This window comes from Falsibacillus albus, assembly GCF_003668575.1.
Taxonomy (GTDB): Bacteria; Bacillota; Bacilli; order Bacillales; family DSM-25281; genus Falsibacillus; species Falsibacillus albus.
In genome coordinates, this window is the sequence record NZ_RCVZ01000002.1 from 18,074 (window position 1) to 33,669 (window position 15,596).

General features: G+C 39.0%; 16 protein-coding genes. 6 read left to right on the plus strand and 10 right to left on the minus strand.

All coding sequences use genetic code 11. The features are described 5' to 3' along the window. Positions 1–23: 23 nt before the first annotated feature. Both D9X91_RS02735 and D9X91_RS02740 read right to left on the minus strand, forming a co-directional pair. Complete coding sequence (locus tag D9X91_RS02735; protein ID WP_121679041.1) at positions 24–629, minus strand: cell wall hydrolase; 606 nt, start codon at positions 627–629, stop codon at positions 24–26. A 262-nt stretch (positions 630–891) separates the two neighbouring features. Then, a complete protein-coding gene (locus tag D9X91_RS02740; protein ID WP_325050491.1) occupies positions 892–1,125 on the minus strand; it encodes a DEAD/DEAH box helicase family protein in 234 nt (77 codons plus the stop codon). A 124-nt stretch (positions 1,126–1,249) separates the two neighbouring features. Here D9X91_RS02740 and D9X91_RS02745 point away from each other — a divergent pair, with 124 nt between their 5' ends. Further along, positions 1,250–1,441: a YkvS family protein gene (locus D9X91_RS02745; RefSeq protein WP_121679042.1), complete on the plus strand. Its 192-nt coding sequence runs from the start codon at positions 1,250–1,252 to the stop codon at positions 1,439–1,441. 110 nt (positions 1,442–1,551) lie between these two features. Then, positions 1,552–2,865 (plus strand): DUF2254 domain-containing protein, encoded by a 1,314-nt coding sequence (locus tag D9X91_RS02750; RefSeq protein WP_121679043.1) that lies wholly within the window; start codon positions 1,552–1,554, stop codon positions 2,863–2,865. Between the two features lie 45 nt (positions 2,866–2,910). Here D9X91_RS02750 and D9X91_RS22805 read toward each other — a convergent pair whose 3' ends face one another. After that, positions 2,911–3,036, minus strand: coding sequence for a DUF6254 family protein (locus tag D9X91_RS22805; protein WP_233569493.1), 126 nt, complete (start codon positions 3,034–3,036; stop codon positions 2,911–2,913). Between the two features lie 281 nt (positions 3,037–3,317). Between D9X91_RS22805 and D9X91_RS02755 the strand changes: the two genes are divergently transcribed. Then, the gene (locus tag D9X91_RS02755) at positions 3,318–3,977 is read left to right on the plus strand and encodes a hypothetical protein (RefSeq protein ID WP_121679044.1); all 660 of its coding nucleotides are present in this window, start codon (positions 3,318–3,320) and stop codon (positions 3,975–3,977) included. A gap of 219 nt (positions 3,978–4,196) precedes the next feature. Here the strand turns inward: D9X91_RS02755 and D9X91_RS02760 are convergent, their stop codons facing one another. Next, positions 4,197–5,240: a YkvI family membrane protein gene (locus tag D9X91_RS02760; RefSeq protein WP_121679045.1), complete on the minus strand. Its 1,044-nt coding sequence runs from the start codon at positions 5,238–5,240 to the stop codon at positions 4,197–4,199. Positions 5,241–5,487: 247 nt separating this feature from the next. Between D9X91_RS02760 and D9X91_RS02765 the strand changes: the two genes are divergently transcribed. Continuing rightward, positions 5,488–7,626, plus strand: a complete 2,139-nt coding sequence (locus D9X91_RS02765; protein ID WP_121679046.1) for an ATP-dependent Clp protease ATP-binding subunit — start codon at positions 5,488–5,490, stop codon at positions 7,624–7,626. A 397-nt stretch (positions 7,627–8,023) separates the two neighbouring features. On the opposite strand, the gene D9X91_RS02770 is transcribed toward D9X91_RS02765, so the two are convergent. The 3 genes from D9X91_RS02770 to D9X91_RS02780 all read right to left on the minus strand — a co-directional run bounded on the left by D9X91_RS02770 (position 8,024) and on the right by D9X91_RS02780 (position 12,003). Further along, on the minus strand, positions 8,024–9,718 hold the full coding sequence (locus D9X91_RS02770) for a M3 family oligoendopeptidase (RefSeq protein ID WP_121679047.1): 1,695 nt from the start codon (positions 9,716–9,718) through the stop codon (positions 8,024–8,026). A gap of 179 nt (positions 9,719–9,897) precedes the next feature. Beyond that, positions 9,898–10,341: a MarR family winged helix-turn-helix transcriptional regulator gene (locus tag D9X91_RS02775; protein ID WP_121679048.1), complete on the minus strand. Its 444-nt coding sequence runs from the start codon at positions 10,339–10,341 to the stop codon at positions 9,898–9,900. Between the two features lie 75 nt (positions 10,342–10,416). After that, complete coding sequence (locus D9X91_RS02780) at positions 10,417–12,003, minus strand: bifunctional metallophosphatase/5'-nucleotidase (protein WP_121679049.1); 1,587 nt, start codon at positions 12,001–12,003, stop codon at positions 10,417–10,419. 166 nt (positions 12,004–12,169) lie between these two features. On the opposite strand from D9X91_RS02780, the gene D9X91_RS02785 reads away from it, so the two are divergent. After that, positions 12,170–13,726 carry a PAS domain-containing sensor histidine kinase gene (locus D9X91_RS02785; RefSeq protein ID WP_121679050.1) on the plus strand — a complete coding sequence of 519 codons (1,557 nt, stop codon included), beginning with the start codon at positions 12,170–12,172 and terminating at the stop codon, positions 13,724–13,726. 64 nt (positions 13,727–13,790) lie between these two features. Here the strand turns inward: D9X91_RS02785 and D9X91_RS02790 are convergent, their stop codons facing one another. Continuing rightward, positions 13,791–14,066, minus strand: coding sequence for an aspartyl-phosphate phosphatase Spo0E family protein (locus D9X91_RS02790; RefSeq protein WP_121679468.1), 276 nt, complete (start codon positions 14,064–14,066; stop codon positions 13,791–13,793). A 233-nt stretch (positions 14,067–14,299) separates the two neighbouring features. Between D9X91_RS02790 and D9X91_RS02795 the strand changes: the two genes are divergently transcribed. Further along, on the plus strand, positions 14,300–14,713 hold the full coding sequence (locus D9X91_RS02795; protein WP_121679051.1) for a YkvA family protein: 414 nt from the start codon (positions 14,300–14,302) through the stop codon (positions 14,711–14,713). Between the two features lie 42 nt (positions 14,714–14,755). On the opposite strand, the gene D9X91_RS02800 is transcribed toward D9X91_RS02795, so the two are convergent. Both D9X91_RS02800 and D9X91_RS02805 read right to left on the minus strand, forming a co-directional pair. Further along, the gene (locus D9X91_RS02800; protein WP_148709040.1) at positions 14,756–14,941 is read right to left on the minus strand and encodes a hypothetical protein; all 186 of its coding nucleotides are present in this window, start codon (positions 14,939–14,941) and stop codon (positions 14,756–14,758) included. 98 nt (positions 14,942–15,039) lie between these two features. Next, the gene (locus D9X91_RS02805; RefSeq protein WP_121679053.1) at positions 15,040–15,579 is read right to left on the minus strand and encodes a 1,2-dihydroxy-3-keto-5-methylthiopentene dioxygenase; all 540 of its coding nucleotides are present in this window, start codon (positions 15,577–15,579) and stop codon (positions 15,040–15,042) included. Between the last annotated feature and the right edge of the window lie 17 nt (positions 15,580–15,596).

Below are 15,596 nucleotides of genomic sequence, written 5' to 3' on the forward strand. Positions count from 1 at the left end.
ACCTCTTTTTAATCTTTATTTATCTATTTAGCAAAACGGTGATGACCGATCGTTACTGTCTCTTGTGTTGAGAAAATCCACTTACTCGTACTTGTTTCTGGATTATAGAAGAAAAGAGACCCATTTCCTTTGCCGCGGAATTTCAATGCTTCATCGACAGCTTTTACAGCCGAAGGTTTAGCAGGTTGGTTTATTTGTCCGTTTTCAACAGGTGAGAACGCGTAATGTCCATTGATATCCTGATAAATGACGGAATGAATTGAATCAGGGAATTGATCTGAATCCACCCTATTCAACACGACAGTCGCAACCGCAACCTGACCAGCATAAGGTTCTCCCTTTGCTTCTGCTGTTACCAATTTAGCCAGTAATTCTTTATCTGCTTCAGAGACCTGGCTCGGTAATTTTAAAGTTTCATTTGGGTATATCATTGAATTATCAAGATTATTCACAGATTTCAGTTCCTTAGCAGGAACACCATATTTCTTTCCGATTTTCCAAAGGCTATCGCCTTTTTTTACCGTATAGTTTGATTGAGCAGCATCCGCTTGCCCATGATGGAAGGTGAATAAACCAGCACCTAAAAGAGTAGCTATAACGAAAGATTTTACTGTCTTTTGTTTTCTCATTATTTACCTCCTTGCAATGACTTACACCACATACCATAACAACGGGCAATCATAATTTCAGCAGGTAATAATTTCTAGCGAAAACAAAAAAGCTGCGAAAATTGATACATCAACTTTTGAGCTCATGATAGAAATTTTTTCTATTGTATATTGTATATCGGCAAAAAAAGGTTCTTTTTTACATTATCGTAATGATTAAATTACAAATTTTAGTGATGCATTCATATTGAATAGTTAGACAATCGGGGGCGATTATAAAGTATTAACTTCTTGGCTCAGGCATATATGTGTAGATGACTCCGCCGCCTCTTTGTGCTATGCCGAAAAAATGCTTAAAATCTGGACGCGCCACTAATAACTGCCGAAATGGCAAAAACTCTTCTTTGCTGATGTATAATTTGTCAAGGTCCCCATTTTGCAGCTTATCCAATTGCTCTCTATATTGTTCCAACGTGTCCATCTCCTTCACTCCTTCAACCTGATCTACTTCAATCATTATACTATAACCCAGTACTGAATAAATTCGATGTAAAGTTTTCTAAAAATATAGAAAATAACTTTACGAATACAAAAAATTAGTGCAAACTATTAGTAAAGAATGGAAAAGGGGAGAGCTACAAGTGAAAAAAGCAGAAGTGGGGAATGTGATCGAGTTTAAAGGTGGTCTGCATGGAATCGTAGAGAAAGTAAATGAAAATTCCGTGATCGTCGATCTCACCTATATGGAAAATTATCGAGACCTAGAGCTTGAAGAAAAAACAGTCGTTAACCATAAAAATTATAAAATAATTAAATTGAATGTAAACGCTTAAGAAGCATTAACAACAAATCCGGGCCCTTAATTTAGGGTCCGGATTTTTATGATTGGTTTAAAAGTCCTCCTAATAGGAAAACTCTATATTAGGGATTTAGGAGGGCGATTATGATCAACACACACTTTTGGAAAAAAGCTAGAAAAAATTTTTGGTTCTTGCCAACCATCTATACGATTGCAGCAATCATACTGGCATACAGTACATTCCTTTTGGATTTTCTGTATGTAAATGCTAAATCCAAGATATTCCCTTCATTTTTCATGACTAATTTCAGCTTAGCATCAACTATAATCAGCACCATTTCTTCATCCATCCTGACGATGACAACCATCACATTCTCCTCCATCATGGTTGTTCTTACAACGTTTTTATCACAATATTCTCCAAGGACCGTTCAAAATTTAATCAATGACCGTCCAACCCAAAACGTTTTAGCCATCTTTGTATCGGGATATGTGTATAACATTACGTTATTGGTTCTCCTAAAAGGAGAAAAGCAGCAAGAATTATATATTTCACCTATATTCGCGGCAATGGTGGCCATTATATGCCTATTTGTATTTGTGTATTTTGTTCAGCATGTTGCAAATTGGGTAAAGGTCAGTCATTTAATTCATAATATAACGACTAAAACCAATGAAAAAATCGAGACAAGCTTTCTAATGAAAAAAGAATCCAATGATAAGAAAGAATACAATGAGGAAGAACTACTTGCACGCTATCCAGTTAAAGTAGTGATAAAAGCGAAAAATGAAGGTTTTTTCCAACAAGTCAATATTCATGGATTGACCGCTCAAGCCCAAAGAGATCAATGCTGTATCAAGATGCTGAAGACCTCCGGGCAATACGTGGTACAGGAAACACCGCTTTTCGAAGTTCACTGTCATTCGCATGGAATAAGAGGTGAGAAATACTTAAAGTTCATTACCTTTGGTCCGGATAAAGAACCGATCGAAGATATCGATTTAGGAATCCGAAAATTGACAGAGGTGGCGTTAAGAGCCATTTCCCCTGCAATCAATGATCCTAATACCGCCATCGACTGCATCGAACAGATCGGCATCCTCCTTTCCCAACTCGGCAGGAAAGACATTCCTGGAGATTATATTCTTGATGATAAAAATGAAGTCAGATTGGTCATGGAACAGCCTTCTTTTCATGATTATCTTTATAAAAGCTTTTTTCAGCTAAGGTATTATGGGAAAAATGACATATCCATCATGACAGAAATCATTAAGGCGCTTGACCATATAGCCGCAACAAATAATAGAGAAGTCAAAACAATCATTTGGGAATATAAAGATTATATATTGGAAGGAATTAATTATGATGCTCTTCAAAAGTTGGATATTTTATTTTTGGACAAACATATCAGAAGCCTGGCAAATTCTTGCGAAGTGTCGATGGCCAATGATCAATAGCATGTTCACATGGAAGAGCCGCACTTTTTTATGTGCGGCTCCTAATTATTGTACACGATTATTACTTTGGCCATCAGCCAGCTCTTTTTTTGAAGAGACCTTGCCATGTGGATGCTGATCCTGTTTTCTCACATTCCATTGGCGTTCCTTTTCATGCTTTGACTTTGTCATTTTTCCCCTCCAAGAATATGTCCTGATTCATATTTTGAACCAAATTTCAGGAATTACTCCCTTCTCTAAACATTGAAATTGGGGAATGAATCCATTTTCCCACTCAACTCCAGCATAAAAACAAATAAATTTATTTTTGGAAAAATATTAGGTCAGTTTGATTATTTTTCTAATTTTATAGCCATCTTTTCTGAATTTCGTCTACAATAGTAAATAGACAACCCGTACGATTTACGTTGGAAATTGAAAAACGGGAAATGACATAAAAGGGGCTGAACATATTGAAAAATTGGATTAAACCGATTCTGCCAGGGATTGTAGGGGTATTCCTGTTGGCAGGGTGTGGAACAGCGGAGCAATCGAATAAGAATGTTGATGGCTCGGGCAGCAATGACACCACTGCATCGACTGAACAATCAAAAGAAAACAGCACCACTACAGCAGATCAAACATCAACAGACCAAAAACGGGAATTGGAAAAAACATTATCTTATATGAATGATGGTAAAAATAAGGAAGAAAAAGCCACGCTAACGCAAAGCGACAACCAGGACTTTTCTTTATACGTACTGCCGGAGTTCGAATTAACTGCAGAAGAACCTCATAAAGACAGTTTATATTTAAAAGAAAACGATCAAATCTTCATGCGAATTGAAATGCTCCCAAATGATGCTGATCAGAATACCATTGTGGAAAATACCAAATCCCAGTTAGGCGCTGTCAATAGCGATGTAAAAAAACTTGATCCACCTGCAGACCAAGACTGGCTAAAGGATGCAACCATCCTTCAAGCGCAAAATGATACTGATGTTGTAACCTCGTACTTGATCAATCAGGATGAAGCTACGGTCAAACTGACCATCTTTAATAAAAAGGATCAAAATTACGAAGATGCATTGCTTAAAATGGCCGAAACCATCATGCCGACAGCAAGCAAGTAATGCCAAAAAGGGTGTTCCCTTTCTGGCAGCCTCAATCGCAATAAAAAGGAATCGAGAAAAATTTCTTCTCGATTCTTTTTTTACTTTTCGTGCGATGCGTCGCTTTCTAAGCATTCCTTTTCCTGTGCCAACATCGAACGACCTCACTTCGTGTGATGCCCATAGGAAAGCGAGGACTTGCACGGAAATCAACAGCGGTGTTTAAACAAAGCTATTTTTTTAAATTCTTCTCTCCTTGATCGGTTTCATCCAAAGCAATACCACAAACAGTAGACTGATATAGCCAAACAATGGGTACAAATATGCTAATAACGTCCCATAATTGATCATGCTTAATGAAGAGGTCAAACATAAGATTACTCCATACAGCCAAATACTGTTGATATTCCAATATCCTTGCAGTTGTTTTTCCAATCCGTAAATATTGCCGATCACCGAAGTAAATATCTCTCCATAAATTATCAATATATAAAGAATGTATATTTCAGATGCGAATTTCTTCATGATGATGGCCATTGGGATATCATAAGAGGTCAAATCCGGGAGCATCACCAATGTAAAATGGCTGGAAATCAGGATTAAAGTCAATATCAATCCCCCGATAATTCCTCCCCACCGTACCACCTTTTTATTATTGACCTCGACTGCGACAGGTACCAGAACAGCTTGTGCCAAGGATAAATTCAAAGCCGTATACGAAAAAGGTGCCACAACGGATTTCCACCCATCCCCTGCATGAGGGATATGTAAAAAGAAATCACCGAAATCACCTCTTTGGACGGAATGGAACATTAAATAAAAATTAAAGAAAACCATCAATGGCACCACAAAGGAATTGACGGCAAATAAACCATTAACGCCCATCGAAATCACGATAAATGCCAATCCGGTTGTAATCAAGACACCAATGAATTTGGATATCCCCAGCTGTTCCTCAAACAGCGCTCCAGCCCCTGAAATCATCACAGAGCAAACCCCTAAAAGCATGAACATCATCAACACATTCATCACACGAGAAAAGAATGGTCCAAATAAATATGTATTAAACTCCACATATGATTTCGCTTGTATATCTATGGATTTTTCCATCAACTTTGTCCCAAGCATGATGAATAAATAGCCTGCCATCAGGATCCCGATGAATCCGATGAATCCAAATCTAGAAAAAAATTCAACAATCTCTTTCCCAGTTGCAAAACCTGCGCCCACAACTGTCCCGACATAGACTGCTGCAATTTGTATGGACCTGATCCAATCTTTCATGTTTGCTTCACCTCATCTCCCTACTTCATCCATATGTACAAGTTGTCCATTTAAGAAGTAAAAAAAATTATAGAAAACACTTGAAAGTCAAAAAAGGTCAAATTATAATAAGAGTACAGAAGGTCAAATATAGTCAAAGACAAACAAATCATTTGAGATTTTATGACCTTCGTATTATCCTATAATCAATAAGTCAAAGTTAGTCAACATCAAAACATTCAATTTTATAACTGAGGAGGAATGTCTCATGTTATGTCAAAAATGTCATGAAAACCAAGCAAATATTCAATTGCATCTTCAAATAAATGGCCATACTGAACACGTGCATTTATGCAAAACGTGTTATACCGAAGAACGCCAAAAGATTACCAATGGTCTGGGGAATACACCTATCAATCAATACCCGGGATTCAATCACATGGATGAATTCTTTAAGAATATGAATTCTGGTACACCACAGGCAGACAGACAAAAATCACAAGGCGATGCCTCCCGCGGCGGAAATGGATTTCTCGATCAATTCGGAAAGAATTTGACACAGTTAGCCAAAGCAGGAATCATTGACCCCGTCATCGGCCGCGAGGATGAAGTCAGCAGAGTCATTGAAATCCTAAATCGCAGAAACAAAAATAACCCAGTTCTCATTGGTGAGCCTGGAGTAGGGAAAACAGCGATAGCAGAAGGATTGGCATTGAAAATTGCAGAAAACCAAGTACCTAAGAAGCTTCTCAATAAGGAAGTCTATCTATTGGATGTTGCCTCTTTAGTAGCGAATACCGGTATCAGGGGCCAATTCGAAGAACGAATGAAACAGCTTATCCAAGAACTGAAAGCCAGAAAAAACGTTATTCTTTTCGTTGATGAAATTCACTTATTAGTCGGTGCAGGATCAGCGGAAGGCTCCATGGATGCAGGGAACATCCTGAAGCCTGCCCTAGCCCGCGGTGAACTACAGGTCATTGGAGCAACGACACTTAAAGAATATCGTCAGATTGAAAAGGATGCTGCCTTGGAGCGAAGATTCCAGCCGGTTCAAGTTCATGAGCCTACAGTTGAAGAGGCATTAGAAATTTTGAAAGGCATCAAAGATAAATATGAAAAATTCCACGGCATTTTATATTCAGATGAGGTGCTGAAAGCATGCGTAAACCTTTCCCATAGATATATCCAGGACCGATACCTGCCAGATAAAGCGATTGACTTAATGGATGAAGCAGGTGCCAAATTAAATTTATCCATCGATGCTCCATCAACTGAAAAAGCTGAAGAAAGGCTAATCCAGATTGCGAAGGAAAAAGAAGCTTCACTTAAGGAAGAAGATTATGAGCTCGCCGCTGCATTGAGGGATGAGGAGGAAAAGATTCTTAAGTCCTTGAAAAATGAAGAAAGCCTTTCAGCTCCTGCTGTTAAAGTAGAGGATATTCAGAAGATCATTGAAAAGAAAACAGGGATCCCTGTTGGTAAAATTCAAGACACAGAACAGCAAAAAATGAAAAACCTTGGCATGAACTTGGCCAAAAACGTGATTGGCCAAAAAGAAGCAGTGGAAAAAGTGAGCAAAGCGATTCGCAGGAGTCGTGCTGGCCTAAAATCCAAATATCGCCCTATCGGCTCGTTCCTGTTCGTCGGACCAACCGGTGTAGGTAAAACAGAATTGACAAAAACGTTGGCTAAAGAATTATTTGGAACTGAAGATAGCATGATCAGGCTGGATATGAGTGAATTCATGGAGAAGCATAGCATTTCCAAACTGATTGGCTCACCACCAGGATATGTCGGACATGAAGAAGCTGGACAGCTAACAGAAAAAGTGCGAAGAAACCCTTATTCCATTATCTTATTGGATGAAATTGAAAAAGCACATCCAGATGTTCAGCATATGTTCCTGCAAATCCTGGAGGATGGCCGGTTAACGGACAGCCAAGGACGAACAGTTAGCTTCAAGGAGACCGTCATCATTATGACGAGCAATGCAGGAACTTCCGAAAAAAATATTCAGGTTGGTTTTGAAAAAAATAATGCCATTAAAGAAACCAGCATCCTGGATTCGCTCGGCAGCTTCTTCAAGCCAGAGTTCCTGAACCGATTTGACAGCATCATTGAATTCAAATCATTGGAAAAAGAAGATTTGCTTAAAATCGTAGATATCTTGCTTAATGATTTATTGGCGACAACAGAAGAACAAGGAATTACATTCCAAATTGATGATGCAGCCAAGGAAAAATTAGCGGAGCTTGGATACCATCCGGCATTTGGTGCCCGTCCTCTCCGCCGAGTGATCCAAGAGCATCTTGAAGATAAGATTGCCGACTTGATCCTTGATGAACCTGAAGTGAAAACAATTAATATTGTTTTGGAAAATGAGGAAATCAAAGTGAAGAAATAATAAAAAAACAGCTGTTCCATCGTTTAGAACGCGATTGGAACAGCTGTTTTTGTTTATACAATTAAACAAAAAAAGTTTTTCAACAGTTTTCTTGATTAAGGGCAATTATTCTTTACGGCAAGAGTCTCCATAACGACTTCTTCGTTACCTTAGGCTCTTTTCTCAAAGATTGTTGTTTTTAACAGTTTTTCTTTAAAATAACTCATCATAGGTTGTTGATTGAAGCGGAACGAGGAGAGGTCGGGCAGATGTTCGATTAAGTTCGGCACATCCGTGTGCCAACATCGAAAGACCTCACTTCGTGTGAGGCCCCTCGGAAAGCGAGCATCCTTCTGCGGAAATCAACCTTACACAACCTTTAATGAATAGCAACAAACTTTACGAAAAGAGCATTACCCTATAATGTTTGGTCATCCACTCCGTTTAAATAATCTTTGATGGTACCGATGACTTTCTCCACGCAGCCTTCTTCAAAAGGTGAATTCAGGTTGGCTTGCCTTACAAGACCAGTGAAGGATTGACTTCCGCCAAGTTTACACAGGTGTACATAATCATTCCATGCTTCATTTCGGTTTTCGATGGACTTCTTCCAAAATTGAAACGCACAAATCTGTGCAAGTGTATAATCAATATAATAGAAAGGAGAATTGAAAATATGGCTTTGCCGCTGCCAGAATCCACCTTTTTCCAAGAATTCATTTCCGTCATAATCGCGATGAGGCAAATATTTTTTCTCCAGCCTTCTCCATGCCTCTTTTCTCTCTTTTGACGAAACTCCAGGGTTCTCATAGACAAAATGCTGGAACTCATCCACTGCTACTCCATATGGCAAGAAAAGCAGGGCCTGGCTCAAATGAGAAAACTTGTACTTTTCTGTATCCTCCTTAAAAAACTTGTCCATCCAAGGATATGTAAAAAACTCCATGCTCATTGAATGAATTTCACATGCTTCATAGGTAGGCCATATATATTCAGGGATTTCAATTTGCCTGCTTGAGTATACTTGAAATGCATGCCCTGCCTCGTGAGTCAAGACATCGATATCCCCAGAAGTACCATTGAAATTTGAAAAAATATAAGGTGATTGATAATTTTCGATGAATGTGCAATAACCTCCGCCTGCTTTACCCTTTTTAGCCACAAGATCCATCAGGTCATTATCAATCATATAATGGAAAAATTCGTTCGTTTCAGGTGACAGTTCCTCGTACATCTCCTTGCCATTTTCAATGATCCATTCCGCCTCTCCTTTCGGCACAGCATTCCCTGAGAGGAACTGAAAGCTTTCATCATAAAACTTGAATTCATCGACGCCAATGCGATCTTGCTGTCTCTTTCTTAATTCGGATGCTAACGGGACGATATGCTCTTTTACCTGATCCCTGAATGTTTTCACCATACCGGCATCATAGTCCGTTCTTGCCATCCGATAATATCCGAGCTCTACAAAATTTTCATACCCCAGTGCCTGGGCGATATCATGTCTGACCTTCACAAGTCGATCATAGATTCCATCCAGCTTTTCTTCATTCTCTTCCAGGAAATTAAATTTTGCTTCCGTTGCCTTTTTCCTCATTGAACGATCCGTTGACTGTGAAAATGGTTCAAGCTGGGCCAAAGTTCTTTCTTCACCTTCAAAGTCAATTTTTGCCGATGCCATCAATTTTGTGTATTCCGATGAAAGTTTATTTTCCTTTTGTAGAAGTGGGATGATTTCAGGAGAAAATGTTTTCAATTGTGCGTCGGCAAGGGCAAACAATTGATCCCCCCATTTAGCTTCCAGTTCCTTTCGATATTTTGAATCTTTGAGAGCTTGATAGTATCGTGCGGTCAATCCTTCCATTTTGGGGGCTAATTCATCCATATAGTCCTGTTCGTTTTGATAAAATTCATCATTCGTGTTGATCGTATGGCGTATGTAGCATAAATTGAACATTGTACCTACATCATTGCGGATTTTATTGATTTCCCCCATCGCTTTGCTTTGTTCTTCCACACTTCCCGCATCAGAAAAATTCTCCAGATTTTTTTCAAAAGCGGCTTCTATCTCTTCCAAATCTGGCCTTTTGTATATATACTCCTCAAATTTCATGTACGACTCCCCTTTACTTTTCTTTGCTATTTCGATTGCTGCATTCAATCATCCACTATGTAAAGCGTTATCAGCAGCATTACTACTTTCTACAATGTGTTTCTTTTCACCTTCCTAAAATTAAAAAAACTCTTTGAAGTAGGGGCGATTATACTTCAAAGAGTTTTTTTTGGATTATTTTAAAAATCCTTTATTGACCTGCCTAATTTTTTCAGCAAGTGAATGGCCTCGTTTTTTTCCTTTTCAGACAGTACGGAAAGTAGTTCATCAATTCTTTGCTCATGCTCCGGGAAAATACTCTCGATAAATTCCCTCCCTTTACCGGTAATTTGGGCGTAGGTTACACGACGGTCGTTTGGACACGCAACCCTTTGCAAATAATCCTTCTTTTCCAATTTATCCACGACGTATGTAATGCTTCCGCTCGCCAGCAGAATCTTCCCGCCAATTTGCTGCAGCGGTTGGTCTCCTTTATGATATAAGAGTTCCAGCACTGCAAATTCTGTTGGATTCAATCCATTTTCAGAAATGAAATGCCCAACATTTTCATTGATGGCTTTATAAGCCCGGGACAATACAATAAAGAGCTTTAATGATTGCCGGCTGTTCGTTTCATTCGTCATTCGATCAGATCCTCTTTTCAAAATATCTCAAATTCAAAATAAGTATAGATGAATTTTCGCATTACTGTCAATGTGCTATGGTCGATTCACCACTTTCCAATTGTGGTTGACCCCTGCTTTTACGACAGGATGTCTATAGAAATAATCAGCCAAGAGTTCTGTCATATCTTTTTGGACTTCTTTGATAACCTCTTTTCCTTTAAACATTTCATAGCCCCCTCCCCCTCCTGCACGATAATTATTCATGACCACTTCATATTCCATCATCATCGATAGAGGTTCACCATTGAATAACAGCCTTTCTATTCGACTGCCCAACGGTTTAGCAACATTTATGACGTATTCAATCCCTTCCCACATGTCGTAATTATAGTGCTGTGGTTTAGGGATGGCAAATCGGGGATTCACAGCTATTTTCCCATCAGCATCTACTATGAAGTAGGAAGCGGATCGTTCCAATGCTGCTTTTATATCACTGCCAAGCAGCTGCAAAACCACCAAAGTATTCGGATAAATATAATTCGAAATGATATCTCTCATCGTTACCTTTTGCTTAAAGCCTGGAGAGCCATTATGGAACAATGCCGTACTTGAAATCAACGTGGATGATGCTTCCATTTGAACCCGATTAATCAACTCAACCACCGGATGTTCAGCTTTCCTAACTTCAAATGGGTCATGGATCTGCATGTCTCCTTCTATTTCTCCGATCGGTTCATCAAGCCATGTTTGGGTTTTTTTCTCGTAAAAATGGACAAGGTTCACAACTTCCTTATCCGACGCATCATCTGCCATGAGAAGCTCTGGAACTTTTTTTAGTATTTTCCAGCCTGAATCGACTTTTTGCATTTCGATTGTCACTTTTCCAAGACATTCCCCTTTAGATCCCGGCTGAAGGACAGCCACGCCATTCACCTCTCCTTCAAGCTTTCTATGTTGGTGTCCTGTCAGGAGAATGTCGATGCCGTCTACTTCCTGACAGATTTGATATGCTTGATTTTCTCCCGTCTCTTTTTCAGTTGCTTTTCCCGTAGAAATATCACGTTCAAAACCTCCATGATAAGCGACAATCATTAAGTCAGGTTGTTCAGTCTCATGAATATAGGGCACCCATCTCTTGGCGGTCAAGCAGGCATCTTCAAAATATAGATTTTGTATATGTACGGGATTTTCCCAATTTGGGGTGAAATGTGTCGTCAATCCCAAAACCGCCGCTTTTATCCCATTTTTGAAAGTCTTGGTTATATAGGGGATTCCAAAATAGGTTTCTTTTGTTGAGTGATGCACAATATTTGCTGACAGCCATGGAAAATTAGATTGGCTGACAACCTGATTTAAAATGGACATCCCATAATTAAATTCATGATTGCCAATTATCCCTGCATCATATTGTAAATGATTTAACACTTTGATCAATGGGTTTGGTTTATATTTTAGATATTTTACATAGTGGTAGGTCAATGGAGTTCCTTGAATCATGTCACCGTTGTCAATAAGAAGGATATTCCCTTCTTCGGATTGGATTTTTCTTATTTTAGCAGCAATTTTGGCCAGTCCAATATCCGCTGATTCATTTGCGCCGTATGTCATCGGAAGGATGTGTCCATGTAAATCACTTGTAGCCAAAACGATGACTTTTTCTAAAGAACCATACTCCTTCATTTTCTTCCTCCTAACTAATGTGCTATTAATAGGTTTCGATTAATAGCGGCCATTCACCTCCAGAAAAGGGAAAGTTTCTGCTGGTTTGCCATATCTACCCTGCAAAGTTTGGTATAATTGACGAAGAAAGAAATAATAATTGATTTTTGGAGGACGTTATCGCTTTATGGCTGCAATGAAAAGAAATGTCCTTATCTATATATTGATCGTCCTGATCCCTGCGCTTTTTTCTACATATTTTTTCGCACAAATCATTTATCATAAAAAAAACCATGAAGACCTTCACGAAGTCCAACGGGTGGCTTCTTTGCATCAAAATCAGATGGATCAACTGTTGAATCAAACGGTCATCAGTTTGGAGACACTATCGCTTGCAATGGGAGATCAATTGAATGAGAAGGAGAACTTAACCGATACGCTCAAAAAAATAGCTGGCAAGGACCCAAGATATGGGGGATTATATTATGCCAGCATGGATGGAAAAATAATTGCGGGCTCCAACGGATCGTTGGAATTCTATAACGTTCAAAAGGAAGATTATTTTCTATCGGCCTTTTTAACCGGGGAAACGATTATTTCCGATCATACAGAATTAATAAATGATCACTTATCGGTTGTTTCCATTGCAACGCCCATATTTAAAAAGGGAAAAATGGCGGGAATGCTCATTGGACAAATAAGGACCGATTATTTAAAAAACATCATGAAGATGCTCACTCCACATCAGAATATAAACGTCATGAATTCCAGCGGCGAAATCATATTGGAATTGAAGGATGGCCAATCGAAGCTGTCAAACCAGTGGTTCTCCAAGCCGCTTGAACACGCCTCTTGGTATATCCAAGTCAATAAAGATGCTAGGCAGACCGTATTGGCCAACTATTATGTAATTTGCTTTTTCATACTTTCAATCATTATTTTCAATTTGGTTTATTTCATATATTCAATTGGAAGAAAGAAAAAAATCTTGAAACTTGAAAAGCAGCAAAATGATGCACAAAAGCTTGAATTGGTCGGCACACTGGCAGCCAGCACGGCTCATGAAATCAGAAATCCGCTTACAGGGATCAAAGGGTTGATTCAGTTGCTCGCTGAAAAGCACACAGATCCCCGTGATGACTATTATTTTATGGTCATTCAAAATGAAATCGAGCGAATCAATCAAATTGTCAGCGAATTTTTGATCCTTGGAAAGCCATCTCTGCAAAAAATAGAAATAGTGGATATGAGGGACATCCTTCTGGATCTGAATCCTATCATCCGTTCAGAAGCAAATCTGCATAATATCGATTACCATTATGAAATGGAAGTATCGCCTATCGAGGTTCAATGTTCCATCGACCAAATGAAGCAGGTCATATTAAACCTGACCAAAAATGCACTTGAATCCATGAAAAATAGAGGGTCCTTGACGATCAAGATCTTTATTCAAAATCGAACTTGCTGTTTGACTATAGAAGATACTGGCAGTGGAATCCGTCCATCGAATATGAATAAAATTTTCGATCCATTCTACACTTCAAAAGATCACGGCACCGGTCTGGGATTGGTCGTATGCAAGAGAATCATACAATCATTCCAAGGGAGCATCGATTTGGACAGCCGCTTTGGGAAAGGAACCAAAGTTTCTATTTTGTTGCCTTTAGCTATAAATGGAGAAAAATCTGATGAAGAAAAATTCCAGGAAGCAAATTTCCATATAAATGAAAACGCAGACTGTTGAGACTGAACGAAGTTGTTGGCATTAGTGCAGCTATGACATATGGTTGCCGGTCTCGATTATTGTTTTACTTTTGGGGGCTAAGCTTGGTTTTTTTATTTAAAAAAATGGACATTGACGATCTGCGGTCCAAAGTTAAGCACATGCTTTTTTTCATGGGAAAACTGGGCTTTTCAATGGAAGATTGTAAACAACGCTCATACTCATTCAAAAGGGCATCCAATTCCTGGCTGCATGCAATCGTTTGCTTATTGTTCAATCCCAAATGAAGGCCTAGATGAATCATTTCTTCCCTTTTTCTTTGGATTTCTACTAGATAAAAATCATAATTTCCTTTGATCATCGACACTTTTGAATCTACCTCCACCAAAGTATATTTCGGAATACGAGATTTTGACTACTTGTGAATTATCGCAACTCTGAATAGAAAAGTAAATAGATTCGCAATATTAGACAATCTTTTTGCAAAATAACTTGAATTCACGGTACAAAAGCCTCAAAGTTCGACAATTTCAGCTTTTTTTTGTTGTTTATTTTCCGACTCCCAGGGAAAATTATTGAAGAGGTGGTGGTAGAATGAAAAAGTGGATGTTAGGAAAATTGGCTTATAAATTCTTTAAACCAGAGGCAAAAGAATATTTAAAAGATAAGGATAAAACGTTCCAACTCCTTTCAAAAGCCGAAAAAAAAGCCATCGGAAATAAATTGACTTTAACTAGTATTTGGCATAAATTACAGACTACTTTCCAGCTTCTCAAGTATTGGCTGACCGGACAGTACAAAGATGTCCCCTATAGAACATTGATTACGATGGTCGTCGGAATTGTTTATTTTGTATCTCCAATCGACCTGGTGCCGGATTTCATTGCGGGCTTCGGGCTCGTAGATGACGCAGCCGTTCTTGGTGTGCTGCTTTCTCAAATCGATCCTGACCTGGCCCGATTCCTGGAATGGAAGAAAACCCGAGACAATACGATCGACGCGCAGTAGTATGTTTATCAGCATTGCTAGAAAGGCTTTTGGAAATAGCTTTTAAGCATAGGAGTGGTTATATACACCGCTGTTGATTTCCGCGCAAGTCTTCACTTTCCAAAGGCGGGTCTGGCGTTTACCGCCTAGCGCCTCCAGGGTCTCCTCGACTCCACTTTTCCCTCCTTGGTCTACGACTTGCACTCCAATCAACAGCTGAAAAAAGCTAAAATCAACAATCATTTTCAACAGAGGCTGCACATAAAAAATAGAGCAGGAACCGATGCAAGTTCTTACTCCATTTTCAATCTATTTGGTTTTCCACCTATCAATGTGTCTGAAGCAGGCTATGCTTTTATTTCTGACTCTTCTTTTTTATAAATGGGCACCCAGCCTTCCTGGGTGACAAAGATTCGGACAGCGACAACTTTTTTGTCCTCAGACAGCGTAAAATAGTGGCGGATGTTTTCAGGGACAGAAATAAGGTCTCCAGGGTTCAAGTGGACTTCAAAGAACACTCCATCTTTGCCTTGAATGACAAATACACCGTGCCCGCTGACGATGAAGCGCACCTCATCATCCGTATGATGGTGCTCACGATTGAAGTTTTGCAGTAATTGATCTAAGTTCGGCGTTAAATCCGACAATGAAATGACATCTTGAGCCTTATAGCCCCTTCTCTCGGAAATATCTTTGATTTCATCATCAAAGGCATTCAAGATTTCATCCTTCTCCTCGCTGCTCAGATCAAATTTTTCATGAAGATTCACTGGCAGCTTTTCAATATTCCACTGTTCATAAATGACATCCTGATCCTGTAAAAATTGAATGACTTCCTCCTGATTATCAATAACTTCATTGGTCCCTTGAATTTTAATGACGGTCATCATTATTCCTCCCAATA